The following is a 25792-nucleotide window of genomic DNA, read 5'->3' on the forward strand; positions in this document are numbered from 1 at the left end:
TCGGGACCGGTCGTCTCATGGGGCGCCCAGGTAGTAGCCCACGCCGATCGTGGTGTGGACCAGGCGGGGCTGGCCGAGTTTCTTGCGCAGGGTGTGCACCACGAGGCGGACCGCGTTGGTGAAGGGGTCGGTGTGCACGTCCCATGCCTTGTCGAGGAGGTACTCGGCGCTCAGGACCCCGCCGTCGGCCCGCATCAGCAGCTCCAGGACGGTGAGTTCCTTCGCGGTGAGGCGGATCTCGGTGCCCGCGCGGGTGACCCGGCGGCGGTGGGTGTCCAGCCGTACGTCGGCGAAGGTGAGGACCGGGGCGTGGGCCATGGGACTGCGGCGGTACAGCGCCCGCAGCCGGGCGACCAGCTCGGGGAAGTCGAAGGGTTTCGCCAGGTAGTCGTCGGCGCCGAGGCCGAGGCCCTCGACCTTGTCGCCGAGCCGTGCGGCGGCCGTCAGCATCAGGACGCGGCAGTCCAGGCCCAGGGCGACGATCCGGCGGCACACCTCGTCGCCGTGGACCTCGGGCAGGTCCCGGTCGAGGACCACGGCGTCGTAGTCGTAGACGGTGAGCCGCTCCAGCGCCGCCGCCCCGTCGTACACCACGTCGACCGCGATCGCCTCCCTGCGCAACCCGATCTCCAGGACCCGCGCCATGTACCGCTCGTCCTCGACCACCAGTACCCGCACCCGCGACACCCTCTGCTCTTCATCCGTGGGCCTACCGGGTCCGTCCTACCAAACGGCACCTTTGATCCGTGTATGAGACCCCCGCCGGGGCGACCCGCGAGCAAACCTCCCCGAAAACCCCGTCCTCCTAGCGTGAGGGCCATGAATCTGTTCAAACGAGCCTGGTGGCGGCTGCGGGGCCAGCCGGGCAAGACCGTGATGCTCGTCGGTCTGTTCACCGTCATCTGCACCCTGGTCCTGTCCGGGTTCCTGATCCAGTCCGCCGCGGCACGCGCCGCCGAGTCGGCCAAGAACAGCGTGGGCGCGGTGGCCACCATGCAGCTGGATCTGAACGCCTACCTGGACGCGGGCAAGGGCACACCGGCCGGCGACGACGGGCAGCCGGGGATGATCGGCCCGGACGCCGATCTGCCCCGCGCCCTGGTGGACAAGATCTGCGCGTCATCGGTCGTGGCCAGGTGCAACTACACGAAGGACGGGGTGGCCGCCGCCACGGACCAGGTCGGACTCCATCAGCCGGTTCCGCCGCCGACCGGCCAGGACACCACCGGGGTGGACTTCTTCAAGGCGGACGGTGTCCGCGATCTGAACTCGGTCAAGGACTTCCGCAACGGCGACTCGAAAATCGTCTCCGGCTCCGGGATCACACCGGACAGCGGCAGCGACATGGTCGTGATCGAGGAGCGGGTCGCCGAGGACAACGACCTCAAGGTCGGCGACAAGGTCAAGCTCAACGCCAACGTCATGAAGCCCGACGGCAGCCTGACCACCAAGGAGACCGACTTCGTCGTCAGCGGCATCTACCGCAACAACACGGCCGACCCCAGCACCTACCTACCGCCGATGCACGCGCCCTCGAACCAGATCTACGTCACCGTGGACGGCGCGACCCGCCTTGAGGGCCGGAAACTCAGCGCCGACGGCGGCACCGTCCAGACGGCCACCTTCACCCTGCGCGACCCCGATGACCTGGACCGGCTCAAGGCGGACGCCGGGGCGGCCGGGGTGGACCCCGAGATCTTCCCGCTGAGCGTCAACGACAAGCAGTACAGGACGCTGGTCGGGCCCATCGGCAAGACGGCGGACTTCGCCTCCCTCACCGTGTGGCTGGTCGCGGTCGCGGGCACCGTCATCCTCGCCCTGATCATCGCCTCCAACCTGCGGGAACGCCGCAAGGAGATGGGCATTCTGCTCTCCCTCGGCGAGAAGAAGCCCAAGCTGCTCGGCCAGCACCTGGTGGAGGTGGTCGCCTGCGCGTTGCCGGCGATCGGTCTCGCCACCGCGGGCAGTCAGTTCATCGCCCAGGGCGTCGGTGATCACCTGCTCTCCGGTCAGGTCTCCGCCGCCCGGGACTCCCCCGCCGGCCAGGGCCCTCAGCCGGATCTCACCGACCCCACCGGCACCGCCCTCCAGGAGGACGCCCCGGAGGAGGTGGAGCCCATCGACTCCATCGACATCAGGCTCGGCGCGGGCGACATCGGCGCGGTCGGCGCCACCGGCCTCGGAATCGCGGCCCTCGCCACGCTCGTTCCCGGCATCCGGGTGCTGCGCCTGCACCCGCGCGACATCCTCACGAAGGGCGACTGACATGGCCACCCCGATCCTGCGACTCACCGGCCTGAGCCGCACCTATCAGTCCGGGAACAGCCGCCGCACCGTCCTCAAGGACGTCCACCACTCCTTCGAGGAAGGCCGGATGTACTCCGTCATCGGCCCCTCCGGCAGCGGCAAGACCACACTCCTCTCCCTCGCCAGCGGCCTCGACTCACCGACCAGCGGCACCGTCCACTTCAAGGGCGAGGACATCGCCGGGATCGGGCTGGGCCGCTACCGCAACCGCCATGTGGCCACGGTCTTCCAGTCACTGAACCTGCTCACCTACATGACGGCCGTCCAGAACATCACCTCCGCCATGGAGATCACCGGTGTGAAAGGCGTCAACAAGCGCAAACGCGCCGCCGAACTCCTCGGCCTGCTCGGCGTGGAGGAGTCCGACCGGCACCGCCGCACGCTCCAGCTCTCCGGCGGCCAGCAGCAGCGCGTCGCCATCGCCCGCGCCCTCGCCTGCGAAGTTGACATCCTCTTCGCCGACGAACCCACCGGCAGCCTCGACCAGGACACCGCCGCCGGGATCATCGAGGTGTTCCGCAAACTGGCGCACGACGACGGCAAGTGCGTGATCCTGGTGACCCACTCACGGGACGTGGCCGACGCCTCCGACGAGGTGCTCCGCCTCAAACGCGGCAGACTGACAACCGGACCTTGATCACCCCTGCCGATCCCTCCCCCGTTGGGTGACGTCCGCATGGACATGGTCCCGGCTCGCCCGCTGTGTCTCGGCGGCGGCATGGGCGGGTCGTCCGGGCGGAAGGCTCGATGTGTCACGTCGCCTGTCCCGAACCCAGGAGGAAGAACATGCATGACTCCCCGCCCGTCGTCCTGGTCCACGGCTTCTGGCACGGCAGTTGGTGCTGGAGTCCGGTGACCGAGCAACTGGCCGCCCTCGGGGTCGCGTCGGTCGCGGTCGACATGGACGGCCACGGGCTGCGCGGGCCCGCCCCCCGCTCCCGCTGGTCGCGGCCCTTCGACGCGGCGGCGTTCGCCACCGAGCGGTCGCCGGTCGCGGGGGTCACCGCGTCCTCCGCGGCGGCCGTCCTCGCCGACCAGATCCGGACGATCGGCGCCGGCCGGCCCTGTCTCGTGGTGGCGCACAGCATGGGCGGCGTGGTCGCCACCGCCGTAGCGGAACTCGTGCCCGAACTGGTCGGCGGGCTGGTCTACGTCGCCGCGTTCGCCCCGGTCAGCGGGCTGCCCGCGGTCCACTACACCACCTGCCCGGAGAACACGAGCGACAGCTTGGACCGGCTGGTCGCCGCCGGCCCCGCCCGCGTGGGCGCGATGCGCATCGACACGGGTGACCCGGAGCGGCGCGATCTGCTCAAGGAAGCCTTCTACAACGACCTCGACGACCGTACGGCGGACGCCGCGATCGCCCTGCTGGGCACGGACGCCCCGGCGGGCATACCCATCGAGCCCCTGACCCTCACCCCGGAACGCTACGGCAGCGTCCCGCACTCCTACGTGGTCTGCGGCCGGGACAACGTCCTCCCCGTCGCCCTCCAGCGCCGCTTCGTCAAGGAGATCGACGCCGTGTCCGCCACGCCCACGACCGTCACCGAACTCGACTCCTCCCACTCCCCCTTCCTGTCCCGGCCCGCCGCCCTCGCCGACGCGATCGCGGCGGCCCTGCCCGCCCTCGCACCCGAGTAGGGGCCGTCCGCGAATCCGTCTGTAACGTTCGGCTCCCCCACACCACTTCCTCAGGACAGAGAACACCGGAGGGGACGGAGGTGCAGGCGGTGGCCGACGACGAAGACCGCTTCACCGCGATGTACGACGACTGCCGCACACGCGTATGGGCCTACGTGGTCAGCAGAGCCGGGCGGCAGGTCGCCGACGAGGTGGTGAGCGAGACCTTCGCCATCGCCTGGCGACGGCGGGCGGAACTCCCGGCCGCCCCGCTGCCCTGGCTGCTCGGCGTGGCGCGGAACGTGCTGCGTGACTCGGTACGCGCCGAGGTCAGACGGGAGTCGTTCGCGGCCGAGCTGAAGGTGTGGACGGAGCGGGGGGATCACGGCCGCACCGGCGACATCGCCGACGATGTCGCCGACCGCAGTGATCTGCTCCGGGCCCTGGCCCAGTTGCCGGACGACGACCGCGACGTGCTGATCCTCGCCGCCTGGCAGGGGCTCACCCCGGCCGAGGCGGCGAAGGTCGTCGGATGTTCGGCGGCAGCCATGCGCGTACGGCTCCACCGTGCCCGCAGACGGCTGACCAGGGCGCTGGGGAGCATGCCCGCTCCGCCGCCGCAGTCGGCGTCCGCCCGCCCCCGGGTCTCGCTCGTACGAGAGGAAGTGTGAGGACGATGAGGACGACGAGAATGATGGGGACGACGGGGACGACGGGGACGATGGGGACAGCGAGGAACAGCGGCACCCGCGCCGGGGACGACATCATGGCGCGGCTCGCCGCCGCCCGGCCCGCCGCGCTGGACGACGGGGCCGTCGCCGACCCGGCGACCCGGGTGCGGGAACTCGCCACCGCCGTCCAGGCCGACGGGCCGCGCCCCCGTCGTACGGCGACCGGTCTGAAGCCCCGTGTCCCGGCGCGGCCCCGCTGGGCCATGGCCTCGGTGTCGGCGGCGATCGCCATCGGGGTCACCCTGACCGTGGTGCAGGGCGGGGGCGGCGGATCCGGGGCGGGCACGGACGCCATGGACTCCGGGCAGGGCTATCTGCTGGCCGCCGCCGCGCAGTTGGAGGCGGGCGACCGCCAGGGCGAGGGCGGCGACTTCTGGTACCAGGAGGAGCAGTCGGGCTCCCTGCACCAGGTGGCCGGGGGCGACGGTGGCGCCGGGTATGTCATCGACAGGCGGCAGACATCACAGCAGTGGCAGGCCGGGGACTGGACGGAGCGCTGGCAGCAGAGCAGCGACATCGGCACGAGGCCCGCTTCCGCCGAGGACGAGCGGGCCTGGAAGGCCGCGGGATCACCCAAGAAGTGGATCCTTCCCGGTGAGGAGGGCGAGGCCCGTTACGACGGGACAGGTGTGTTCCTCCAGGACGTCCCCAACACCGAGGACGACGACGTCCCCCATGACACCGTCTCCGTCGTGGGCGAGGCCGATCTGGGCCTGGACCAGCTGAAGGACCTGCCGACCGACCACAAGGCGCTGCGGACCTGGCTGACCGACCTGGTCGACCAGAAGTACAACGCTCCGGACGAGATCATCGACCGGCTCGTGCGGGCGCACATCCTTGAGGTCGCCGCCCGACTGCCCGTCAGCCCCGAGCAGCGCGCCGCCGCCTACCGGCTGCTGTCGGAGGACCCGAAGGTTCGGGACCTGGGGGTGATCGAGGACCGGTCCGGGCGGAAGGGGAACGGGGTGGCCCTGCCCTCCGGTGACGGTGGCCTTGAGGTCAGGCTGGTCCTGGACCGCAAGACGGGTGCGCCGCTCGGCACCCTGGACGTCACCACCCGCGCGTACGACGGCTGGAAGAAGGGCGAGACCATCCGCTACTCCACCACCCTGACCCAGCGCTGGACCGACACCGAGCCGCCCTTCGACCAGGACATGCTCAAGATCCCGACCGAACTGCCGAAGAACCCCCCGGAGCCGAAGGACTGACCCGGGGCACCCGCCCACCTACAGGGGTGGTCGCCCGCCCGGGCGGCCACCCCCGCACGGCTCCGGCACGCCCGCCCCCTCAGGCCGTACGGCGGCCTGCACGACGGCCCGTACGGCGGCCCGTACGGCGGCCCGTACGGCGGCCCGTACGGCGGCACTCTGCGGACCGGGGGAACCGGGGGGACCGGCGGGACCGGCGGGACCGGCATCAGCCTCCGGCAGCCGAGCGGCCGAAGTCGGCCAACGCCCGGAAGTCGTCCTCGCGCAGGCCGATCCTCGGGTCGACGTGGTGCAGCAGGGCCGGCGCGCGGTGGTGCGCGGTGACGTACGCCTGGTCCCGTTCGCTCTGTTCGTCGTCCACCCATGCGAACGGGCGGCCGTCGGCGTGGTCCACCAACGGCGCGGTCTTCCAGTGCACACCGTCGGGGCGCTCCTGGAACAGCGCGTCGCCGAAGTCCACGAAGGGGAGTTCGGGCAGGCCGAGCACCGGGGCGATCCAGCGGTTGGCCTCCGCCATCCATGTGGTCGCCCAGCACAGGTCGTAACCCAGCCCGAGCAGGGCCGGTCCGTGCCCCGGGGCGAGCCAGACCCGCAGGGGGCGCCGGGTGAGCCGGTACCGGTCCTCGGGGTCCCCACCGATCCGCGGCACCCTCAGGGTCACATAGCCCGCGGGGCGTCTTTCCGGCTTCGCGGCGTACGGGTTGAGGGGGCCGTCCACGTCGAGGTAGAGGAGGGGGCGGGTCACGAGGCGTCGCGGTTCCGGTCGGTCGCCCGGTGCGCCCGCTCGCGGTCCATGTCCCTGATCAACCCGGCGAGGATCTCCTCCGTGTGGGTCCACAGCAGGGCTCCGCCCGCCCCCTCCACGACCCGGCGCCGGGCGCCCGGCATCCGTGCGGCGAGGGTCGCGCCGTGGTCCGGTGAGTGGCTCTCGTCCCGCTCGCCGTACCAGATCCGCACCGGGACGCCGATCGCCCGCAGGGCGAAGGGCCAGCGCCCCGTCGCCAGTACCGTGTCCCGCGCGTATCCCGCCGCGCCCTGCGCGAACCCCTCCTCCAGTGCCCGGCGGTACGCCGCCGCGAAGCCGGGTTCCCGGTAGACGGCGAGGTCGGTCTCGGGGCTCGCGGACATCACCAGCGTCCGCATCGCGTCGGCCGTGAAGCCCGCGAAGAACTCCTCCGCGCCGGCCGGATCCGCCGCCGTCCGCTCCACCAGCCCCCGCACCTCCGGCGGCAGCGAGGGCGCGAACGCCGGGGCCGCCACCTCGTCCGCGCCGGACACCACCGCCAGCGCCGACACGGCCCCCTCCACCGCGCAGGCCAGCGCGAAGGGGGCGCCCTGCGAGTTCCCGACGGCGGCGGGGCGGCCCAGGCCGCGCAGGGCGCAGAGCCGGCGGATGTCGGCCGCGAAGTCGGCGAAGGTGCGGCCCGGCGCCGGGGTCGAGGCGCCGAGGCCCGGGCGGTCCACCGACACCAGGCGCACCCCCAGCGCGTCCGCGGCCCCCGCCCCGACCCCCAGCCAACGGCTGGTCGCCGCCCCGGGGCACAGCAGCACCGGCACCCCGTCCGGCGGTCCCCACTCGGCCCAGCCGAGCCGCCGCCCGTCCGGGAGCGCGCTCTCCCCCAACCGGGCCGGGTCCTCCACGTACACAGTCATGAACCGCATCCTGACCGCCACACCGACGTCACGCATCCGACTTTCGACCGACGCTCCGACGGACCGACGCCCCGACGCTCCGACGCCCCGACGCCCCACCTCCTCCTTCCGGGCCACGGCCGCGATTGGCTTCCGGCCCGCGGTCGCGTCCCTCCGACCCACCGCCACATCCCCTCCGGCCCACAGCCACGTTCCCCCCCGGCCCTCGGCCACGTCCCGTTCCGGCCCGCAGCCACGTCCCCTCCGGCCCACAGCCACGTCCCCTTCAGCCCGCGGCCACGTCCCCTTCCGGCCCACCGCCACGTCCCCTCCGGCCCACCGCCACGTCCCCTTCCGGGCCACCGCCACGTCCCCTCCGGCCCACCGCCACGCTCCCTCCGGCCCACGGCCACGATTCCCTTCCGGCCCACGGCCACGCTCCCTCCCGGCCCACGGCCACGCTCCCTCCCGGCCCACGGCCACGCTCCCCCCGGCCCACAGCCACATCCCTCCGACCCACCGCCACGCTCCCCCCGACCCACCGCCACGATTCCCTCCCAACCCACCGCCACGCTCCCTCCGGCCCACGGTCGCGATTCCCTTCCGGCCCACGGCCACGATCCCCCCGGCCCACCGCCACGCTCCCTCCGACCCACCGCCACGCTCCCCCCGGCCCAAAGCCACGTCCCTCCCGGCCCACCGCCACATCCCTCCCAGCCCACCGCCACGATTCCCTCCCAACCCACGGTCACGATTGGATTTCGCCGTTGCCCCAGCCCTTGCCCCGCGCTCGTGTAATCGTTTCCAATCGTCCGCACGGGGCCGCCGTGTCATCGATTTCATCGATTTCACGTGGCGGCCCGGCCGGAAGTCTCAGGTCGGTCGGTTCCACAAGGAGGTGGGTCCGCGATGGCGGGCATCAAGGATGTCGCCGCCGCGGCGGGTGTGTCCGTCGCCACGGTGTCGCGCGTGCTGAACGCGCATCCCTCGGTGAGCGCGGACGCCCGCGCCCGCGTGCTGGCCGCCGTGGAGGCGCTCGGGTACCGGCCCAACGCCGTCGCCCGCTCTCTGCGCACCGACCAGACCCGTACCCTCGGTCTGGTCATCCCGGACGTGCTCAATCCGTACTTCACGGAACTCGCCCGCTCCGTCGAGGACGAGGCCCGCGCCCTCGGCTACAGCGTGATCATCGGCAACGCCGACGAACGCCCCGAGATCCAGGACCACCACGTCCGCACCCTGCTCGACCGGCGGATCGACGGGTTACTCGTCTCCCCCACCGACTCCCCCACCGCCTCCCCCGCCGACGGCGGCACGCCCCTGCTGGCCGACGCCGCCCGCGCGGGCACGCCGATGGTCTTCGTGGACCGGTGGATCCCGGGCGTGGACGTCCCCGTCGTACGATCCGACGGGCGCGCGGCCGTAAGGGACCTGGTCGCGCATCTGCACGCCCTCGGCCACCGGCGCCTCGCGATCATCGCCGGGCCGCCCTCCACCACCACCGGCAGCGAGCGGGTGGACGCGTTCCGGGAGGCCATGGCCGAGTACGGGATCCCGCTGCCGGACGCCTGGATCGGCCAGGGCGACTTCCAGGCCGAGAGCGGGCGCCGGGCCACCGAGGCGTTCCTCGCGCTGCCGGAGCCTCCCGAGGTCGTCTTCGCCGCCGACAACCTGATGGCGCTGGGCGCGTTGGACGCGCTGCGCGCCCGGGGGCTGCGGGTGCCCGACGACATCGCGCTGGCCGCGTTCGACGACATCCGGTGGTTCGTGCACACCGATCCGCCGATCACCGCCATCGCCCAGCCGACCGGGGAACTGGGGCGGGCCGCGGTACGGGCGCTGGTCGACGTCATCGAGGGGCGCTCCCCCCGGTCCGTGACGCTGCCCGCGCGGCTGGTCGTACGCCGCTCGTGCGGGGCACGGGGCGATGAGCCGTCCGTACCCGCCCCCTCCCCTGCCACGAACAGGAGTGAGCCGTGAACGAGCAGCGTGCCGCGAACGAGCAGCGAGCCGAGAACGAGCAACGAGCCGTGAACGCGGAGGAACCGGTCGCGCCCGAACTGCTGCGCGTCGAGGGCGTCCGCAAGGCGTTCCCCGGTGTCGTCGCCCTGGACGGGGTGGACTTCCAGCTACGGCGGGGCGAGGTGCATGTCCTGCTCGGCGAGAACGGGGCCGGGAAGAGCACCCTCATCAAGATGCTCTCCGGCGCTCACACGCCCGACGCGGGGCGGATCCTGGTCGACGGCCGCGAGGTGCGGATCCAGGGCGCCCAGGACTCCGAGCGGCTCGGGATCGCCACCATCTACCAGGAGTTCAACCTCGTCCCCGATCTGACCGTCGCCGAGAACATCTTCCTGGGGCGGCAGCCGCGCCGGTTCGGGGTGATCGACCGGCGGCGGATGGAGGCCGACGCCGAGACGCTCCTCGCGCGCGTGGGCGTCCGGGTCTCGCCCCGCACCCGGGTCCGGGAACTGGGCATCGCCCGGCTCCAGATGGTCGAGATCGCCAAGGCGCTCAGTCTCGACGCCCGCGTGCTGATCATGGACGAGCCGACCGCCGTGCTGACGACCGAGGAGGTCGAGAGGCTCTTCGCGATCGTGCGCCGCTTGCGCGCGGACGGGGTCGGGGTCGTGTTCATCACCCATCACCTGGAGGAGATCGCCGCCCTGGGCGACCGGGTGACCGTCATCCGTGACGGGCGCAGCGTCGGCGAGGTGCCCGCCGCCACGCCCGAGGACGATCTCGTACGGCTCATGGTCGGACGCTCGATCGACCAGCAGTATCCGCGCGAACGGCCCGACCGGGGGCCCGCGTTGCTCAGTGTCGAGGGGCTCACCCGGGACGGGGTGTTCCACGACGTGAGTTTCGAGGTGCACGCCGGTGAGGTGGTGGGGATCGCGGGGCTGGTCGGCGCCGGACGCACCGAGGTCGTGCGGGCCGTGTTCGGGGCCGACCCCTACGACCGGGGGGCGGTACGGGTCTGCGGTGCCGCCGTCCGCGCCCATGACGTCGGCGCCGCGCTCACCGCGGGGATCGGGCTGGTCCCCGAGGACCGCAAGGGGCAGGGGCTGGTCCTCGACGCCTCGGTGGCGGACAACCTCGGGCTGGTGACGCTGCGCCGTGCCGCGCGGGGCGGGGTCGTGGACCTCAAGGGGCAGCGGGCGGACGCCGCGCGGATCGCCGGACAGCTCGGGGTGCGGATGGCCGGACTCGACCAGCAGGTCCGCACCCTGTCGGGCGGCAATCAGCAGAAGGTCGTGATCGGCAAGTGGCTGCTCGCCGACACCAAGGTGCTGATCCTCGACGAGCCGACGCGCGGCATCGACGTCGGCGCCAAGGTCGAGATCTACCAGCTCATCAATGAACTGACCGCCGCCGGGGCCGCCGTGGTGATGATCTCCAGCGATCTGCCGGAGGTGCTCGGGATGAGCGACCGGGTGCTGGTGATGGCCCAGGGGCGGATCGCGGGCGAACTCCCCGCCGACCGGGCCACCCAGGACTCGGTGATGGCCCTCGCCGTCAGCACACCTGAGACACCCCCACCCTCACCCTCACCTCCGTCCCCACCCTCACCCCCGTCCCCATCCGCATCGGCATCCCCATCCGCATCCCCATCCGCATCCCCATCCTCATCCCCATCCGCATCCCCATCCTCATCCCCCATCGACGACGACCGGACGGAGGGCCGCTCCCATGGCCAGTGACACGCTCAAGGGCAGGACGGGCGGCGGCACCTCCGCGGGCCTGCGCCGGCTGCTGCTCGACAACGGCGCGCTCACCGCGCTGATCGTCCTCGTCATCGCCCTGTCGGCGCTCTCGGACGACTTCCTGACCACCGACAACCTGCTCAACATCGGCGTCCAGGCGGCCGTGACGGCGATCCTCGCCTTCGGTGTGACGTTCGTGATCGTGTCCGCGGGGATCGACCTCTCGGTGGGTTCGGTCGCCGCGCTCTCCGCGACCGTCCTCGCCTGGAGCGCGACCAGCGAGGGCGTGCCGGTCGCGCTCGCCGTGCTGCTGGCCGTGGTGACCGGCATCGCGTGCGGTCTGGTCAACGGCTTCCTGATCTCGTACGGGAAACTGCCGCCGTTCATCGCGACGCTGGCGATGCTGTCGGTGGCGCGCGGGCTGTCGCTGGTGATCTCGCAGGGCTCGCCGATCGCCTTCCCCGAGTCCGTCTCGCACCTCGGGGACACGCTGGGCGGCTGGCTGCCGGTGCCCGTGCTGGTGATGATCGTGCTGGGGCTGATCACGGCGTTCGTGCTCGGCCGGACGTATCTGGGCCGCTCGATGTACGCGATCGGCGGCAACGAGGAGGCGGCCCGGCTGTCCGGGCTGCGGGTGAAGCGGCAGAAGCTCGCGATCTACGCGCTGTCCGGGCTGTTCGCCGCCGCGGCGGGCATCGTGCTCGCCTCCCGGCTCTCCTCCGCGCAGCCGCAGGCCGCACAGGGCTACGAACTGGACGCGATCGCCGCCGTGGTCATCGGGGGCGCCTCGCTCGCGGGCGGTACGGGCAAGGCGTCGGGGACGCTCATCGGCGCGCTGATCCTCGCGGTGCTGCGCAACGGGCTCAATCTGCTGTCGGTGTCGGCCTTCTGGCAGCAGGTCGTGATCGGTGTGGTGATCGCGCTGGCGGTGCTGCTGGACACGGTGCGCCGCAAGGCGGGCGCCACTGCGGCCGCGGCGGGCGCCGGGGGCGGCGGCAAGGGCCGGCAGGCGTTGACGTACGCCCTCGCGGCGGTGGTCGCGGCGGCCGTCATGGGCGCGACGTCGCTGCTGCACAACGGCTCCTCGGCCGCGAACCCGAAGGTCGGGCTGTCGCTGTCCACGCTCAACAACCCCTTCTTCGTGCAGATCCGGGCGGGCGCGGAGGCCGAGGCGAAGCGGCGGGGCGTGGACCTGACCGTCACGGACGCCCAGAACGACGCCTCCCAGCAGGCCAACCAGCTCCAGAACTTCACCAGCGAGGGGCTGACCTCGATCATCGTCAACCCGGTCGACTCGGACGCCGCGGGTCCCTCCGTACGGGCCGCGAACGAGGCCGACATCCCGGTCGTCGGGGTGGACCGGGGCGTCAACCAGGCCGAGACGGCCACGCTGGTCGCCTCCGACAATGTGGCGGGCGGACGGCTCGGGGCGCGGGCGCTCGCCGAGCAGCTGGGCGGACGCGGCACCATCGTGATCCTCCAGGGGCAGGCCGGTACGTCCGCCAGCCGCGAGCGCGGGGCGGGCTTCGCCGAGGGGCTGAAGGAGTTCCCCGGCATCCGGGTCGTCGCGAAGCAGCCCGCCGACTTCGACCGGACCAAGGGCCTGGACGTGATGACCAATCTGCTCCAGGCGCATCCGGACGTCGACGGGGTGTTCGCCGAGAACGACGAGATGGCACTCGGAGCGATCAAGGCGCTGGGCGCGAAGGCCGGGAAGTCCGTGCAGGTCGTCGGGTTCGACGGTACGCCGGACGGGCTCAAGGCGGTGGAGGCGGGCACGTTGTTCGCGTCCGTGGCGCAGCAGCCGACGGAACTTGGCAGGATCGCCGTGGACAACGCGCTCAAGGCCGCCGACGGCGAGCAGGTCGGCGAGACGGTGATGGTGCCGGTCAAGGTGGTCACCGAGGAGAACGTCGCCGGGTTCGGCGGCTGACGAGGGAGACGGTTGATGTACGACTACGACCTGCTGGTCGTCGGCTCCGCCAACGCCGATCTGGTGATCGGGGTGGAGCGGCGGCCGGGGGCCGGGGAGACGGTGCTCGGCTCCGACCTGGCGGTCCATCCGGGCGGCAAGGGCGCCAACCAGGCGGTCGCCGCCGCCCGCCTCGGCGCCGGTACGGCGCTGCTGGCGCGGGTGGGCGACGACGCGTACGGCCGGCTGCTGCTGGACTCGCTGCGGACGGCGGGCGTGGACACGGTGGGGGTGCTGGTGGGCGGGGCGCCGACCGGGGTCGCGCTGATCACGGTGGACCCGTCCGGGGACAACAGCATCGTGGTGTCGCCGGGCGCCAACGGCCGGCTGCTGCCGGGGGACGTCCGGGCGGCGGGGAGTCTCTTCCACGCCTCGCGGGTGGTGTCCGCGCAGTTGGAGATCCCGCTGGAGACGGTCGTGGCGGTGGTGCGGAGCCTGGCGCCCGGCAGCCGGTTCGTGCTGAATCCGTCGCCGCCGCGCCCGCTGCCCGGTGAGGTGCTCGCCGCGTGCGATCCGCTGATCGTGAACGAGCACGAGGCCCGGGTGATCCTCGGTGACGCGTGCGTCAGCGACGAACCGGCCGACTGGGCGCGGCTGCTTCTCGCCAAGGGCCCGCGCTCGGTGGTGGTGACCCTGGGCGCGGAGGGCGCGCTGGTGGCGTCGGGCCCGGAGGTCGTGCGGGTGCCGTCGGTGAAGGTGGAGGCGGTGGACACGACCGGCGCGGGGGACGCGTTCACCGCCGCGCTGGCCTGGCGGCTGGGGCGCGGCGCGTCCCTCCCGGAGGCGGCGGCGTACGCGGCCCGGGTGGGAGCGGCGGCGGTGACCCGGGCCGGGGCGCAGGAGTCGTACCCGACGGCGGAGGAGGCCGCGGCGCTCTGAGCGGAGACAGCCGGCCGCGTGGGCGTAAACGGGAGGGCGGCCCCGTCGGTGACCGGGCCGCCCCCTGCTTTCCCCTCCGTGTCAGGGCCTCCGCGATCCCCCCGGATCCCCCTCCAAAGGTCCTGACGCCGAGTACGACCCGCCGACCCCGCGAAGGGTTGCACGCCCGCTGAGAGTTTTTTCATCCGGCTCATCTCCGGCGTGTGCCAGGAACCGCCGCACCGTCTCCCGCAGCACCTCGCGCCCGTCCCGCGCCCACAGCCCGGCGTTGAACAGTTCCACCTCCACGGGCCCGGTGTATCCGGCGTCCGCCACGTGCCCCGACCACTCCCGCAGGTCGATCGAGCCGTCCCCGAGCTGTCCGCGTCCCTCCAGGACGCCTTCGGGCAGCGGGGTGATCCAGTCCGCGAGCTGGAAGGCGTGGATACGGCCGGCCGCGCCCGCGCGGGCGATCCCGTCGGGCGCCCGGTCGTCCCACCAGACGTGGTAGGTGTCGACCGCGACGCCGACCTGGGAGGCGGGGAAGCGTTCCGCGAGGTCCAGGGCCTGGGCGAGGGTGGAGACGACACAGCGGTCGGCGGCGTACATGGGGTGCAGCGGTTCGACGGCCAGCCGTACGCCCCGCGCCCCGGCGTACGGGCCCAGTTCGCCCAGCGCGTCGGCGATCCGTTCCCGCGCGCCCCGCAGGTCCCTGGAGCCGGCGGGCAGTCCCCCGGAGACCAGCACCAGCGTGTCGGTGCCGAGGGCCGCGGCCTCGTCGACCGCCCGCCGGTTGTCGTCCAGCGCGGCGCCCCGCTCCCCGGCGTCGATCGCGGTGAGGAAGCCGCCCCGGCACAGGGTGGTGACGGTGAGCCCGGCGTCCCGGACGAGCTTGGCGGTGGCGTCGAGCCCGTACGACCGTACCGGCGCCCGCCACAGCCCGACCCCCGGTACCCCCAGCCCGGCGCAGCCGTCGATCAGTTCGGGGAGCGGGAGCTGTTTCACGGTCATCTGGTTGATCGAGAGCCGGGACAGGGCCCCGCCCGGCGATGTCTGCATGGGGTTCACTGGACCACTCCGTACACGGTCAGCAGGCTCTTCATCCGTCGCTCGGCGAGTTCCGGGTCGGGGAACAGGCCGAGCCCGTCGGCGAGTTCGTAGGCGCGGGCCAGATGGGGCAGCGAGCGGGAGGACTGGTGGCCGCCGGGCATCGTGAAGTGGGACTGGTGGCCCGCGAGCCAGGCCAGCAGGACGACGCCGGTCTTGTAGTGGCGGGTCGGGGGTGCGAAGAGGTGCCGGGCCAGCGCCACCGTGGGGTCGAGCACGGACCGGAAGCCGGTCACGTCCCCCGCGTCCAGCAGCCGTACGGCGTGCGCCGCGAGCGGGCCGAGCGGGTCGAAGACGCCGAGCAGGGCGTGGCTGAAGCCCTGTCCGTCGCCCGCGATCAGTTCGGGGTAGTGGAAGTCGTCGCCGGTGTAGCAGCGGACGCCGTCGGGGAGGAGCCGACGCAGCGCGATCTCGCGCCCGGCGTCGAGCAGCGAGATCTTGACCCCGTCCACCTTGCCGGGGTGGGCGGCGATGACGTCCAGGACGGTGCGGGTGGCCGCGTCCGGGTCGGTCGTGCCCCAGTAGCCCTCCAGCGCCGGGTCGAACATGGGGCCCAGCCAGTGCAGGATCACCGGGCGGGCGCATTGGCGCAGCAGATGGCCGTAGACCTCCAGGTAGTCCTCGGGGTCGCGGGCCGCCGCCGCCAGCGCGCGTGAGGCCATCAGGACGACCTGGGCGCCGGACTCCTCGACGACGGCGATCTGCTCCTCGTAGGCGGCCCGCACCTCGGCGAGGGCGGCCGGGCGGTCGGATCTCGCGGCCGACGCGCCGGTGAGTGCCCTGGCCGGAGACGTGGTGAGTGCCCTGGCCGGAGACGTGGTGAGTGCCCTGGCCGGAGACGCGGCGAGTGCCCTGGCCGGAGACGCGGTGAGTCCCCCGGCCGACGGGCCGGTGGGTGCCCCGGCCGACGGGCCGGTGAGTCCCCCGGCCGACGCGCCGGTGAGTCCCCCGGCCGACGGGCCGGTGAGCTGGTCCGTGCCCGCCCCGCAGGCGATCCGGCCGCCGACCGCACGGGCCTCCGCGGCGCTGCGGCGGATCAGTTCGGCCGCGCCCGTCCAGTCCAGGCCCGTCCCGCGCTGGGCGGTGTCCATGGCCTCGGCGACCCCGAGCCCGTGGGCCCACAGATGGCGCCGGAAGGCGAGCGTGGCGTCCCAGTCGAGCACGGCCTGGGAGCCGGGGCTCAGGTCGGCGCGGGGATCGGCCACGACATGGGCGGCGGCGAAGACCGTACGGGAGGCGGGAGCCGCGCCCTTGGGCGGGGTCAGGGGCTCGGCGCGGGGCGCGTAGGCGCGCGGTACGCCGTGGACGTCCGGGAGTCGGAGGGTCATGGGGTGATCTCCGGTACGTCGACACGGCGGCCCTCGGCCGAGGACTTCAGGCCGAGTTCGGCGAGCTGGACGCCCCGGGCACCGGCGAACAGGTCCCAGCGGTAGGGGGCGTCGGCGTACACATGCCGGAGGAACAGCTCCCACTGGGCCTTGAAGCCGTTGTCGTAGCCGCCGTTGTCGGGGATCTCCTGCCACTGCTCGCGGAACGCCTGGGTGGTGGGTACGTCCGGGTCCCAGGCGGGTCTGGGGGTGGCGCCCCGGTGCTGGGCGCGGCAGTGGCGCAGCCCGGCGACGGCGGAGCCCTCCGTGCCGTCCACCTGGAACTCGACCAGTTCGTCGCGGTGGACGCGGACCGCCCAGGAGGAGTTGATCTGCGCGACGGCGCCGCCCTCCAGTTCGAAGATGCCGTAGGCGGCGTCGTCGGCGGTGGCGGTGTAGGGCTTGCCCTGTTCGTCCCAGCGCCGGGGGATGTGGGTGGTGGCGAGGGCCTGTACGGAGGTGACACGGCCGAAGAGCTCGTGCAGGACGTACTCCCAGTGCGGGAACATGTCGACGACGATGCCGCCGCCGTCCTCGCCACGGTAGTTCCAGGACGGCCGCTGGGCCGGCTGCCAGTCGCCCTCGAAGACCCAGTAGCCGAACTCGCCGCGCACGGACAGGATCCGGCCGAAGAAGCCGCCGTCGACCAGCCGTTTCAGCTTGAGCAGCCCCGGCAGGAAGATCTTGTCCTGGACGACGCCGTGTCTGACGCCCGCGTCCCGGGCGAGCCGGGCCAGTTCGAGGGCGCCCGCGAGGCCGGTGGCGGTGGGCTTCTCGGTGTAGAGGTGCTTGCCCGCCGCGATGGCCTTCCTGAGGGCCGCTTCGCGCGCGGAGGTGACCTGGGCGTCGAAGTAGACGTCGACGGAGTCGTCGGCGAGCACGGCGTCGAGGTCGGTGGAGACCGCCTCCAGGCCATGGCGTTCGGCGAGCGCCTCCAGGGCGGGTGCGCGGCGGCCGACCAGGATCGGCTCCGGCCACAGCACCGTGCCGTCGCCGAGGTCGAGCCCGCCCTGTTCGCGCAGTGCGAGGATCGAGCGGACGAGATGCTGGCGGTGGCCCATGCGCCCGGTGACGCCGTTCATCGCGATCCGCACCGTCTTGCGTGTCACGTCGTTCCCTTCCTGGAACGGTGGACGGGATGGTGGACGAGATGGTGGACGGGATGGTGGACGGGTTGGTGGACGGGTTGGTGGACGGGTTGGTGGAGAGGAAGACAGTAAGCGCTTTCTGCGACTGCGGAGAAGCTAACCTCTCCGCACAGTGCCGGACAAGGGTGTCGACGGGCACGGCCATGAACGGGCCACGAACGGGCCATGAATGCCCCAAGGACCGTCCTGGACAGCCATGAGACGTGAGCGCGACCGGAGGACGACGACATGACGGTGACCCTGGCGGACGTGGCGGCCCGCGCCCAGGTCTCGCCCGCGACGGTGTCGCGCGTGCTGAACGGCAACTATCCGGTGGCGGCGGCGACGCGGGAGCGGGTGCTGAAGGCGGTGGACGACCTGGACTACGTCCTCAACGGCCCCGCGAGCGCGCTGGCCGCCGCCACCTCCGATCTGGTGGGCATCCTCGTCCACGACATCGCCGACCCGTTCTTCGGGATCATGGCGAGCGCGATCCAGTCGGAGATCGGGGGTCCCGGCGGGCGCGCGGGCGGCGAGCGACTGGCGGTGGTCTGCAACACCGGCGGCTCCCCGGAGCGTGAACTCACCTATCTCACCCTTCTCCAGCGGCAGCGCGCCGCGGCGGTGGTCCTGACGGGCGGCGCGGTGGAGGACCCGGAGCACGGGGCTGCGGTGGCCGGCAAGCTCCGCAGGCTGGCGGAGGCGGGAACCCGGGTGGTGCTGTGCGGGCGCCCGGCGATGCCGGACACGGACGCGGTGGCCCTGCCCTTCGACAACCGGGGCGGGGCGCGGGAACTCACCGACCACCTCCTGTCGCTGGGCCACCGCCGCCTCGGCTACATCGCCGGGCCACCGGACCGTACGACGACCAGACACCGTCTGGAGGGCCATCACGCGGCGCTGGACGCGGCCGGGGTGGCGGAGGACGCCCGCTGGACGGTCCACGGCGACTACGACCGCCGGTCCGGGTACGAGGCCACGCGCGAACTCCTGTCCGTGGCAGGCGGGTTGACGGCGGTCGTCGCCGCGAACGACTCGATCGCGCTGGGCGCGTGCGCGGCGCTGCGGGACGCGGGGCTGCGGGTGCCGGAGGAGGTGTCGGTGGTGGGCTTCGACGATCTGCCGTTCAGTGGGGACGCGGTACCGGCGCTGACGACGGTGGCGCTGCCGCTGACGGAGGCGGGGGCGCGGGCGGGACGGATCGCGATGGGCCGGGAGGAGACGCCGGGAGGCGGAGTCGCCCTGGTGCGGGGGGAGTTGGTGGTGCGGGGGTCTTCCGGCCGGGTCCGGGGTCGATAGACGCCGGGCGGGGGTCGGCAGACGTCGGGCGGGGGTCAGTAGACGCCGGGTCCGGGGTCAGTAGACCCGTTTGACGGTCACCTGGACGGCGCTGTCCGCGTCGGCGCCCCGGACGGTGTACGGGGTGTCGGAGGGGCCGGTGTAGGTGAGGCAGGCGGCGGCGAGGCTGTCGTCGGGGTCGCCGGTGTCGTACTCGTCCACGAAGGCGCAGACCTGGTCGATGTCGTCCTTGGGGAAGAAGAGGTTCTTGGTGGCGTGGCCCTGGACGGGGTAGCGGGCGCCGGCGGGGGTGCCGCCGCCCTGGCGCTGCTCGTACCAGAGGGTGAACTCGACACCGTCCTTGGTGCGCAGGTAGACCCGCCCGTAGGGCTGGAGGTCACCGGACTCACCCGGGTTCTCGAACCCGACCGCGTACTCGACGGCGTACCGTGCCGCCTTGGGCCCGCTGGGCTGCGCGGCGGACACGGCGGCGGCGGTGCCCGCCAGCGCGAGGGTGACGGCACAGACGGCGAGCGAGCCGCGTACTCCTTGCAGACGCATCTGGGTTTCTCCATCCCATGGGGTCCGGGGCCGGACGGCTCCCAGCAGGGGGAATCACCTCAGCGTGGCGGGGAAAACGGCACGCCCCGCGAAACCGCCCTGAGGAAGGGACCGGAGGCGCGAGGCACGGCACGGGACCGGGTGCGCTCCGGCGCCGTCGCAGGGGCCGGGAGTCCCGGATGCGAAGAGGGACGGCCGGGGCGACGGAAGGGGAGAAAGGGGCGGGAGCGGGCGGGAGCGGGTGGGAGCGGGAGCGGGTCCGGTGCGCCGGTGCGCCGGTGCGCCGGTGCGGTGCGATGCGGGTCGGGTCGGGTCGGGTCGGAATTCCGATGAACTGATCCTGTAGCCGCTTTTCACTTCCGTCACCCATACACTCAGTTTGTATATGTCCGACGACTCGTTCGGTATATCCCATCACTCGATCGCAGTACGCCCTACCCTCCGGGCAGTCGTTAAGTGTGCGTGACACGGAACGAACGGTATGAGGAGTGGATTACCCCACCCGGCGTCCATGGGGCCATGCCGGCCGACGGCGGTGTGCATCTCGGAATGTCCAGGGATCTGCTGGACGATTTCCATGTGGGCAGGTACCGAGAGGCGCAATATCCCTACACCATTCCGCATGCGCCGGAACCGCAGGCCGACCACATTCCGATCCCGGCCCAGCAGATGAGGGACCCCTCGACGGCCACCGGGACCCTGAACGACTGGGACCCGGAACAGGAACTGATCACCCTGCTGTCCGAGGAGGCGGCCCAGAAACGGGCTCCCGCCTCCCCCGAACCGCCCGCGGGCCCGGATCAACCGCCCCGGCGGGGCGACGGTCGGCATGTGCGCAAGAAGCGTACGTTCCTGCCCGACGGCCGGCGTTGCAGCACGGTTCTGATCGCCGTGATCTCGGTATGCGTCGCGGTGTCCATGCTGGCCTGGTCCGTCCTCTACACCTATCGGCAACTCCTGGACACCGCCGAAGGAGTTCTGCCGCCGGAACTCGCGCGCTGGTGGCCACTCACGGTGTACGGTCCCTGGTTCGTGGCGGCGCTGTCCATTCTGCACGCCACCGTTCAGCGCCGACGGGCCCGCCGTTCCTGGGGTGTTCTGCTCGCCGCCTCGGCCGCCGCGGCGGCGTTGAGCGTGAGCCATGCTTCCCATTCACCGCTGTCATTCGTGATGTTCGGATTCCCGCCGATTACCGCGTTGGTCTGTTTCTGGGAAATCATCGGGCAGTTCTCCGGGAACTACCTGCGCCGCAAAGGGGCGCACGCCCTGCCCACCGCGAAGAAGTGAGGCCCGCGCCTGCCCCCAGGGGGGGCTCCGGTGAGGCAGGGTGGCGGGCGGGACGACCACCGGTGGGCGCGGGCAGGGGCGGGCGGACAGGTGCGGGTGTGGACGGGTGCGGTGAGGTCGGCCTAGGATTTCTCTGACTGAGTCAGAGATTCCGTCGAGCCATCCATGGGGCCGATCATGACCGTCCAGGACATCCGTTCCTTCAACCGCTTCTACACGAACGTCATCGGCGCCCTCGACTACGGCCGGCACGTGTACACGCCCTACACGCTCACCGAGGCGCGGGTGCTGTACGAGCTGGCGCACGCGCCCCGGACGGACGCGGCGGACCTGCGGGCCCAGCTCCACCTGGACGCCGGGTATCTCAGCCGGATCCTGAACAAGTTCGAGCACGACGGGCTGGTCGAGCGCGCCCCCTCCGAGCGGGACCCGCGCCGCCGCCGCGTCACCCTGACCGCGGCCGGGCGTTCCGCCGCCGATCTGCTGGAGGAGCGGGCGCGCGAGACGGTGGGGTCCCTGCTCGCGACCGTGGCCTCGGCGGACCGGCCGCGGCTGGCGGAGGCGATGCGGACGGTCCGTACGCTCCTCGGCGACGGCCGCGCCCCCGGCCCCGAGGACGTCGTCCTGCGTGGGCCGGGCCCCGGCGACCTGGGCTGGATCGTGCAGCGCAACGCGGCGCTGTACACCGCGGAGTACGGCTGGAACGCCGACTACGAGGGGCTCGTCGCGAGGATCGTCGCCGACTTCGCCCAGGACCACGACCCGCGCCTGGAACGGGTGTGGATCGCGGAGCTGGACGGACGGCCGGTGGGGAGCGTGATGTGCGTACGGGACGACGCGCCCGCCACGGCCCGGCTGCGGCTGCTGCTGGTCGAGCCGGACACCCGTGGCCTCGGCATCGGCAACCGGCTGGTCGGCGAGGTGGTCGGCTTCGCCCGTGCGGTCGGCTACCGGGAGCTGGTGCTCTGGACCAACGACATCCTCTCCGCGGCCCGCCACCTCTACCGACGCCACGGTTTCACCCTGGTCGCCGAGGAACCCCACCACTCCTTCGGCCATGACCTGGTGGGTCAGGACTGGCGGCTGCGACTCCGGTAGCCGGGGCGGCCGACATGGCGCAAGGCATGTGGTCCCGGGACGATCGCGAGTAGGGTCCCGTCGTATGAAGCTGGCCTTCTCCACGCTGGGGGTTCCCGGCCTTGCGCTGTCCGATGTCCTGGGGCTCGCGAACGAGCACGGCTATCACGGGCTCGAACTGCGGGCCCACCCCGAGGAACCGGTGCATCCGGGGATCGGGGACACCGAGCGGGCGGACGTGGCGGCCCGGTTCAAGGCGGCCGGGGTCAAGCTGCTGGGGCTCGCCGGGTATGTGCGGGTGGCTGCGCCCGGCGACGACGGCCCCGTCCTCGACGAGCTGCGTGAACTGGTGTGGCTCGCAAGGGACTTGGGCGCCCCCTACGTACGGGTGTTCCCCGGGGCCGAGCCCGGTCAGGATCCGGCCGAGGCGGACGCCGTCGCGGCACGGCGGCTGGGGGTGGGTGCCGAGTTCGCCGCCGACTCCGCCGTACGGATCCTGCTGGAGACCCATGACTCGCACCGTACCGGCGCCGCCGCCATCCGCGTCCTCGGCCCCGTCGGGCATGCGAACGTCGGCGCGCTGTGGGACGTCATGCACACCTGGCTCGGCGGCGAACAGCCCTCGGAGAGCCTCGCCGCGCTCGCCCCGCACCTCGGCTATGTGCAGGTGAAGGACATCGCCTCCGCCGACGACACCACTCCGCTCCCGCTCGGCACCGGCATCCTGCCGCTCGCCGAGTGCGTGGAACTCCTCTCGCGGCGCGGCTGGGACGGCTGGCTGTGCTGGGAGTACGAGAAGCGGTGGTACGAGGCCGCCGCGCCATTGCCCGGACTGCTCGCGGACGGCCGTAGGCATCTGGGGCGGCTGCTCAACGACTCCGCCTGAGCGGACCGGCGTACGGCTGCGGCGTGCCCGTCAGCGGCAGGGCGCGGATCTCCGGGTCCGTCACCCGGGCGACCAGGGCGGCGGTGAAACGCTCGGGGCGCCGGTCGCGGGCCGCGCTCAGCGGGGCGGTGACGCCCAGCGCGTCGTGTGCCCGCGCCACCGTCTCGTAGGTGCGGGCCAGCCAGGACTCCTGAATGTGCCGGTCGGTCGCGGCCAGCGTCGCCGCGAGGCGCGGGAGGAGGACGGGCGCGTACGGGGTGCGGGCGAAGGCGGCGCCGAGCCGGTGCTCGTGGGGCGGGTAGCGGCGGTCCATCAGCAGACCGAGCCGCATCAGCTCGCGGACGGTCCGGCCGACCGCCACATCGGCCCCCAGGGTGTCACCGGCCTCGGCGCAGCGGGCGGCGAGGGCCTCTTCCCGTGCGATCCGCTGCCACTGGCGGGCCAGCATGTGGAGCCAGAGGTCGTGCGGGTACCAGGCGAGGGCGGTGCGGGCCAGGGTCAGCCGGTCCAGGCCGTCGTGGAGGACGTCGCTCCCGGTCACCTCGGCCAGCGCCGCGGTGGGGGTGGTCAGCCAGTGCGCGAGGGTCACTCCCTGGTGCGGGTCGAAGCCCAGGTGCCGGGTGAACCAGGTGTCGGGGTCGGTGATGTCCCACCCGGCGTGGCCCGGGGCGGCGGTCTGCGGCCGGTGCGCGAACAGTCGATCGGTGCGGGCGACCGCGTCCGGGGTGGGGAGCAGAAGCAGGAGCAGGGGTTCTTCGGGGCTTCCCGGGCCGCCGTCCGCCGGGGCGAGCCGGGCGGCCGAGTGGGGCGTACCGGGGAGCGCCCGCTCCAGCAGGGGCCGTACGGAGACGGCGTAGTGGCGGCGGGCGAGTTCCAGGGCGGGGGCCACGGCTTTCGTCCTCACGCTGTCGTTCTCACGCTTTTCAGCCTCACGCTGTCGTTCTGACGCTTTCGTTCTCACGCCGGGGAGGGTTCCGGGCGGGGCGGGGGCTGGTCGAGGGGATCAGGGTGAGGGTGATGAGGGGCAAGGTCAGGGTCCGTCGCCGCCCACGCGGGGGCCGACGGGGGGACCGGCGTGGGCGGCGGCGTGGGCGTCGGCGGCGTCGGTGGCTTGCCGAGCCGGCCGCTCAGGGACGTCAGGGTCACGCCCCCCACCAGCAGCACCGCCGCGCACCCCTGGAGCGGGGTGATCGACTCGCCGAGGAACAGGGCCGCCGCGGACATCCCGAAGACGGGGACCAGAAGGGAGAAGGGGGCGACCGTGGAGGCGGGGTGGCGGCGCAGCAGCCAGCCCCAGGCGCCGAAGCCGAAGACCGTGGCGATCCAGGCGACGAAGACGACCGCACCCACGCCCTGCCAGTCCAGGGAACGCAGGGCCGCCACGTCCCGGTCCCAGCCCTCGGTGAGGAGGGAGAGCGCGAGGAGGGGGAGGACGGGGACGGTGCTGACCCAGACCATGAAGTTGAGCGCGTCGGGGGCCGCCGCCTTGCGGGTCACCACGTTGGACACACCCCAGCACGCCGCCGCCGCGATGACCAGCGCGAACCCGGTGAGCGGGCCGGACTGTCCCTCGCTCACCGCCGCCACCGCGATGCCGCCCAGGGCGACCGTCATGCCGATCGCGCCGATCCGGTTGGGACGCTCGCCCAGGACCACGTACGCGATGAGCGCCGTGAACACCGCCTGGATCTGGAGCACCAGGGAGGACAGTCCGGCCGGCATGCCCACGTCCATGCCGACGAACAGCAGACCGAACTTGGCGACCCCGAGGAACAGCCCCACGGCCAGGATCCACTTCCAGGCGACCTTCGGGCGGCCCACGAGGAAGACGGCCGGGAGCGCCGCCGCGAGGAAGCGCAGGGCGGAGAAGAGCAGGGGCGGGAAGTGGTCGAGGCCGATCTCGATGACCACGAAGTTCACGCCCCACACGGCGGCGACGAGCACGGCGAGGAGCAGATGGGAGGGGCGCATGAGGTCGAGGATGGCCGGGACGGGCATGAAGCACCAGCGACGATTCATGCATGCTTGGATTTAGCAGAGCTGAAGAATGCACAGAGAAGCGAAGAGTAGCGAAGCAAGCGAAGAAGAGAAGAAGAGAAAGAAGAGAAGGGAAGTGATGTCCCCGTGCTCGACCTCCAGCGGCTGCGGGCCCTGCACGCCGTCTCCGTGCACGGCACCGTCGGCGCCGCCGCCTCCGCCCTCGGGTACACCCCCTCCGCCGTGTCCCAGCAGATCGCCAAGCTGGAGCGGGAGACCCGGACCGTACTGCTCGAACGGGAGGGGCGGGGCGTCAGACTCACCGCGGACGCCGAGCAACTGGTCGACGCGGCACAGGAGTTGCTGGCGATCGTCGAGCGGACCGAAACGGAGCTGGAGCGGCGGCGCGGGGAGCCGTCGGGGCGGCTGACGATGGCGGCGTTCGCGTCGGCGGCCCGCGGTCTGATGCCGTCCGTGCTGGCCGACCTCGCCGCCCGGCATCCCGCGCTGGATGTGCGGCTCAGCGAGATCGACCCGCATCTGTCGGTGGGGATGGTCGCGAAGGGCGCGGTCGATCTGGTCGTGGCGCACGACTGGGACGTGGCCCCGCTGCGGATGCCGCCCGGGGTGGAGCGGGCGGTGATCGGCGACGACCACTGCACTCTGCTGGTGCCGGAGGGGCATCCGTTCGCGGACCGGGCGTCGGTGCGGCGCGAGGAACTCGGCGGGCAGCGGTGGGTGTGCCAGCCGCCGGGGCGGGTCTGCCACGACTGGCTGGTCCGGACGTTGCGCGCGATCGGGCACGAGCCGGAGATCGTCCACCAGGCCGACGAGAACCCCACCCTCGTCGCGCTGGTCGCCGCCGGGCTCGGCATCTCCGTCATCCCGCGGCTGGGACGGGGGCAGCTGCCGCCGGGGGTGGTGGAGCTGCCGCTGGAGCCGATGCCGGTGCGGCGGCTGTACGCGCTGTGGCGCGAGGGCGCGTCGCGCCGTCCGGCGATCACGGAGACGGTACGGACCCTGCGGGAGCTGTGGCCCAAGGTGGCGGGGGACGCGGACCGTTGAGGCGCGGCACGTCCGCCGCCGGTGC

23 protein-coding genes are annotated in these 25792 nt (G+C 72.7%); 14 read left to right on the forward strand and 9 right to left on the reverse strand.

Annotated elements, in window-relative coordinates; all coding sequences use genetic code 11:
* Window positions 1-15: 15 nt before the first annotated feature.
* The gene (locus tag ACIQNG_RS06165; RefSeq protein WP_401482818.1) at window positions 16-678 is read right to left on the reverse strand and encodes a response regulator transcription factor; all 663 of its coding nucleotides are present in this window, start codon (window positions 676-678) and stop codon (window positions 16-18) included.
* A 141-nt stretch (window positions 679-819) separates the two neighbouring features.
* On the opposite strand from ACIQNG_RS06165, the gene ACIQNG_RS06170 reads away from it, so the two are divergent.
* The 5 genes from ACIQNG_RS06170 (at window position 820) to ACIQNG_RS06190 (ending at window position 5866) form a co-directional block, all read left to right on the forward strand.
* Complete coding sequence (locus tag ACIQNG_RS06170; protein ID WP_401482819.1) at window positions 820-2265, forward strand: ABC transporter permease; 1446 nt, start codon at window positions 820-822, stop codon at window positions 2263-2265.
* A gap of 1 nt (window position 2266) precedes the next feature.
* Complete coding sequence (locus ACIQNG_RS06175) at window positions 2267-2944, forward strand: ABC transporter ATP-binding protein (RefSeq protein WP_401482820.1); 678 nt, start codon at window positions 2267-2269, stop codon at window positions 2942-2944.
* 149 nt (window positions 2945-3093) lie between these two features.
* The gene (locus ACIQNG_RS06180) at window positions 3094-3948 is read left to right on the forward strand and encodes an alpha/beta hydrolase (protein WP_401482821.1); all 855 of its coding nucleotides are present in this window, start codon (window positions 3094-3096) and stop codon (window positions 3946-3948) included.
* Between the two features lie 89 nt (window positions 3949-4037).
* Window positions 4038-4598, forward strand: coding sequence for an RNA polymerase sigma factor (locus ACIQNG_RS06185; RefSeq protein ID WP_401433121.1), 561 nt, complete (start codon window positions 4038-4040; stop codon window positions 4596-4598).
* A gap of 5 nt (window positions 4599-4603) precedes the next feature.
* Window positions 4604-5866 (forward strand): CU044_5270 family protein, encoded by a 1263-nt coding sequence (locus ACIQNG_RS06190; protein WP_401482822.1) that lies wholly within the window; start codon window positions 4604-4606, stop codon window positions 5864-5866.
* 208 nt (window positions 5867-6074) lie between these two features.
* Here the strand turns inward: ACIQNG_RS06190 and ACIQNG_RS06195 are convergent, their stop codons facing one another.
* Together ACIQNG_RS06195 and ACIQNG_RS06200 are read right to left on the reverse strand one after the other, a co-directional pair.
* Complete coding sequence (locus ACIQNG_RS06195; RefSeq protein WP_401482823.1) at window positions 6075-6611, reverse strand: hypothetical protein; 537 nt, start codon at window positions 6609-6611, stop codon at window positions 6075-6077.
* Window positions 6608-7519, reverse strand: a complete 912-nt coding sequence (locus ACIQNG_RS06200) for an alpha/beta fold hydrolase (protein ID WP_401482824.1) — start codon at window positions 7517-7519, stop codon at window positions 6608-6610. Before ACIQNG_RS06200 ends, ACIQNG_RS06195 begins: the two co-directional genes overlap by 4 nt.
* Window positions 7520-8407: 888 nt before the next feature.
* Here ACIQNG_RS06200 and ACIQNG_RS06205 point away from each other — a divergent pair.
* The 4 genes from ACIQNG_RS06205 to ACIQNG_RS06220 are packed head-to-tail and all read left to right on the forward strand — an operon-like array spanning window position 8408 to window position 14056.
* A complete protein-coding gene (locus tag ACIQNG_RS06205; RefSeq protein ID WP_401482825.1) occupies window positions 8408-9478 on the forward strand; it encodes a LacI family DNA-binding transcriptional regulator in 1071 nt (356 codons plus the stop codon).
* A 50-nt stretch (window positions 9479-9528) separates the two neighbouring features.
* A complete protein-coding gene (locus ACIQNG_RS06210) occupies window positions 9529-11202 on the forward strand; it encodes a sugar ABC transporter ATP-binding protein (protein WP_401483062.1) in 1674 nt (557 codons plus the stop codon).
* Window positions 11192-13138: a substrate-binding domain-containing protein gene (locus ACIQNG_RS06215; RefSeq protein WP_401482826.1), complete on the forward strand. Its 1947-nt coding sequence runs from the start codon at window positions 11192-11194 to the stop codon at window positions 13136-13138. Before ACIQNG_RS06210 ends, ACIQNG_RS06215 begins: the two co-directional genes overlap by 11 nt.
* A gap of 15 nt (window positions 13139-13153) precedes the next feature.
* A complete protein-coding gene (locus tag ACIQNG_RS06220; RefSeq protein ID WP_401482827.1) occupies window positions 13154-14056 on the forward strand; it encodes a ribokinase in 903 nt (300 codons plus the stop codon).
* Between the two features lie 81 nt (window positions 14057-14137).
* Here ACIQNG_RS06220 and ACIQNG_RS06225 read toward each other — a convergent pair whose 3' ends face one another.
* Genes ACIQNG_RS06225 through ACIQNG_RS06235 form a run of 3 tightly spaced genes read right to left on the reverse strand, consistent with a single transcriptional unit; the run spans window position 14138 to window position 17618 of the window.
* Complete coding sequence (locus ACIQNG_RS06225) at window positions 14138-15094, reverse strand: sugar phosphate isomerase/epimerase family protein (RefSeq protein WP_401482828.1); 957 nt, start codon at window positions 15092-15094, stop codon at window positions 14138-14140.
* A 5-nt stretch (window positions 15095-15099) separates the two neighbouring features.
* Window positions 15100-16470, reverse strand: a complete 1371-nt coding sequence (locus ACIQNG_RS06230) for a DUF993 family protein (protein WP_401482829.1) — start codon at window positions 16468-16470, stop codon at window positions 15100-15102.
* A complete protein-coding gene (locus tag ACIQNG_RS06235) occupies window positions 16467-17618 on the reverse strand; it encodes a Gfo/Idh/MocA family protein (RefSeq protein WP_401482830.1) in 1152 nt (383 codons plus the stop codon). Before ACIQNG_RS06235 ends, ACIQNG_RS06230 begins: the two co-directional genes overlap by 4 nt.
* Window positions 17619-17885: 267 nt before the next feature.
* On the opposite strand from ACIQNG_RS06235, the gene ACIQNG_RS06240 reads away from it, so the two are divergent.
* Window positions 17886-18935, forward strand: a complete 1050-nt coding sequence (locus tag ACIQNG_RS06240; protein ID WP_401482831.1) for a LacI family DNA-binding transcriptional regulator — start codon at window positions 17886-17888, stop codon at window positions 18933-18935.
* A gap of 57 nt (window positions 18936-18992) precedes the next feature.
* Here the strand turns inward: ACIQNG_RS06240 and ACIQNG_RS06245 are convergent, their stop codons facing one another.
* Window positions 18993-19475 (reverse strand): hypothetical protein, encoded by a 483-nt coding sequence (locus ACIQNG_RS06245; RefSeq protein ID WP_401433150.1) that lies wholly within the window; start codon window positions 19473-19475, stop codon window positions 18993-18995.
* Between the two features lie 519 nt (window positions 19476-19994).
* Between ACIQNG_RS06245 and ACIQNG_RS06250 the strand changes: the two genes are divergently transcribed.
* From ACIQNG_RS06250 to ACIQNG_RS06260, 3 genes are all read left to right on the forward strand, one after another.
* Window positions 19995-20762 (forward strand): DUF2637 domain-containing protein, encoded by a 768-nt coding sequence (locus ACIQNG_RS06250; protein WP_401482832.1) that lies wholly within the window; start codon window positions 19995-19997, stop codon window positions 20760-20762.
* 177 nt (window positions 20763-20939) lie between these two features.
* Window positions 20940-21860 carry a GNAT family N-acetyltransferase gene (locus ACIQNG_RS06255; protein WP_401482833.1) on the forward strand — a complete coding sequence of 307 codons (921 nt, stop codon included), beginning with the start codon at window positions 20940-20942 and terminating at the stop codon, window positions 21858-21860.
* Between the two features lie 64 nt (window positions 21861-21924).
* Window positions 21925-22725, forward strand: coding sequence for a sugar phosphate isomerase/epimerase family protein (locus tag ACIQNG_RS06260; RefSeq protein WP_401482834.1), 801 nt, complete (start codon window positions 21925-21927; stop codon window positions 22723-22725).
* Here the strand turns inward: ACIQNG_RS06260 and ACIQNG_RS06265 are convergent.
* Window positions 22709-23629, reverse strand: coding sequence for a DUF4037 domain-containing protein (locus ACIQNG_RS06265; RefSeq protein ID WP_401482835.1), 921 nt, complete (start codon window positions 23627-23629; stop codon window positions 22709-22711). The genes ACIQNG_RS06260 and ACIQNG_RS06265 overlap by 17 nt on opposite strands.
* 53 nt (window positions 23630-23682) lie before the next feature.
* Window positions 23683-24696, reverse strand: coding sequence for an EamA family transporter (locus tag ACIQNG_RS06270; protein ID WP_401483064.1), 1014 nt, complete (start codon window positions 24694-24696; stop codon window positions 23683-23685).
* Between the two features lie 153 nt (window positions 24697-24849).
* Between ACIQNG_RS06270 and ACIQNG_RS06275 the strand changes: the two genes are divergently transcribed.
* Window positions 24850-25767, forward strand: a complete 918-nt coding sequence (locus tag ACIQNG_RS06275; RefSeq protein ID WP_401482836.1) for a LysR family transcriptional regulator — start codon at window positions 24850-24852, stop codon at window positions 25765-25767.
* Window positions 25768-25792: the final 25 nt, after the last annotated feature.

This window comes from Streptomyces sp. NPDC091377 (genome assembly GCF_044757045.1).
GTDB lineage: Bacteria > Actinomycetota > Actinomycetes > Streptomycetales > Streptomycetaceae > Streptomyces.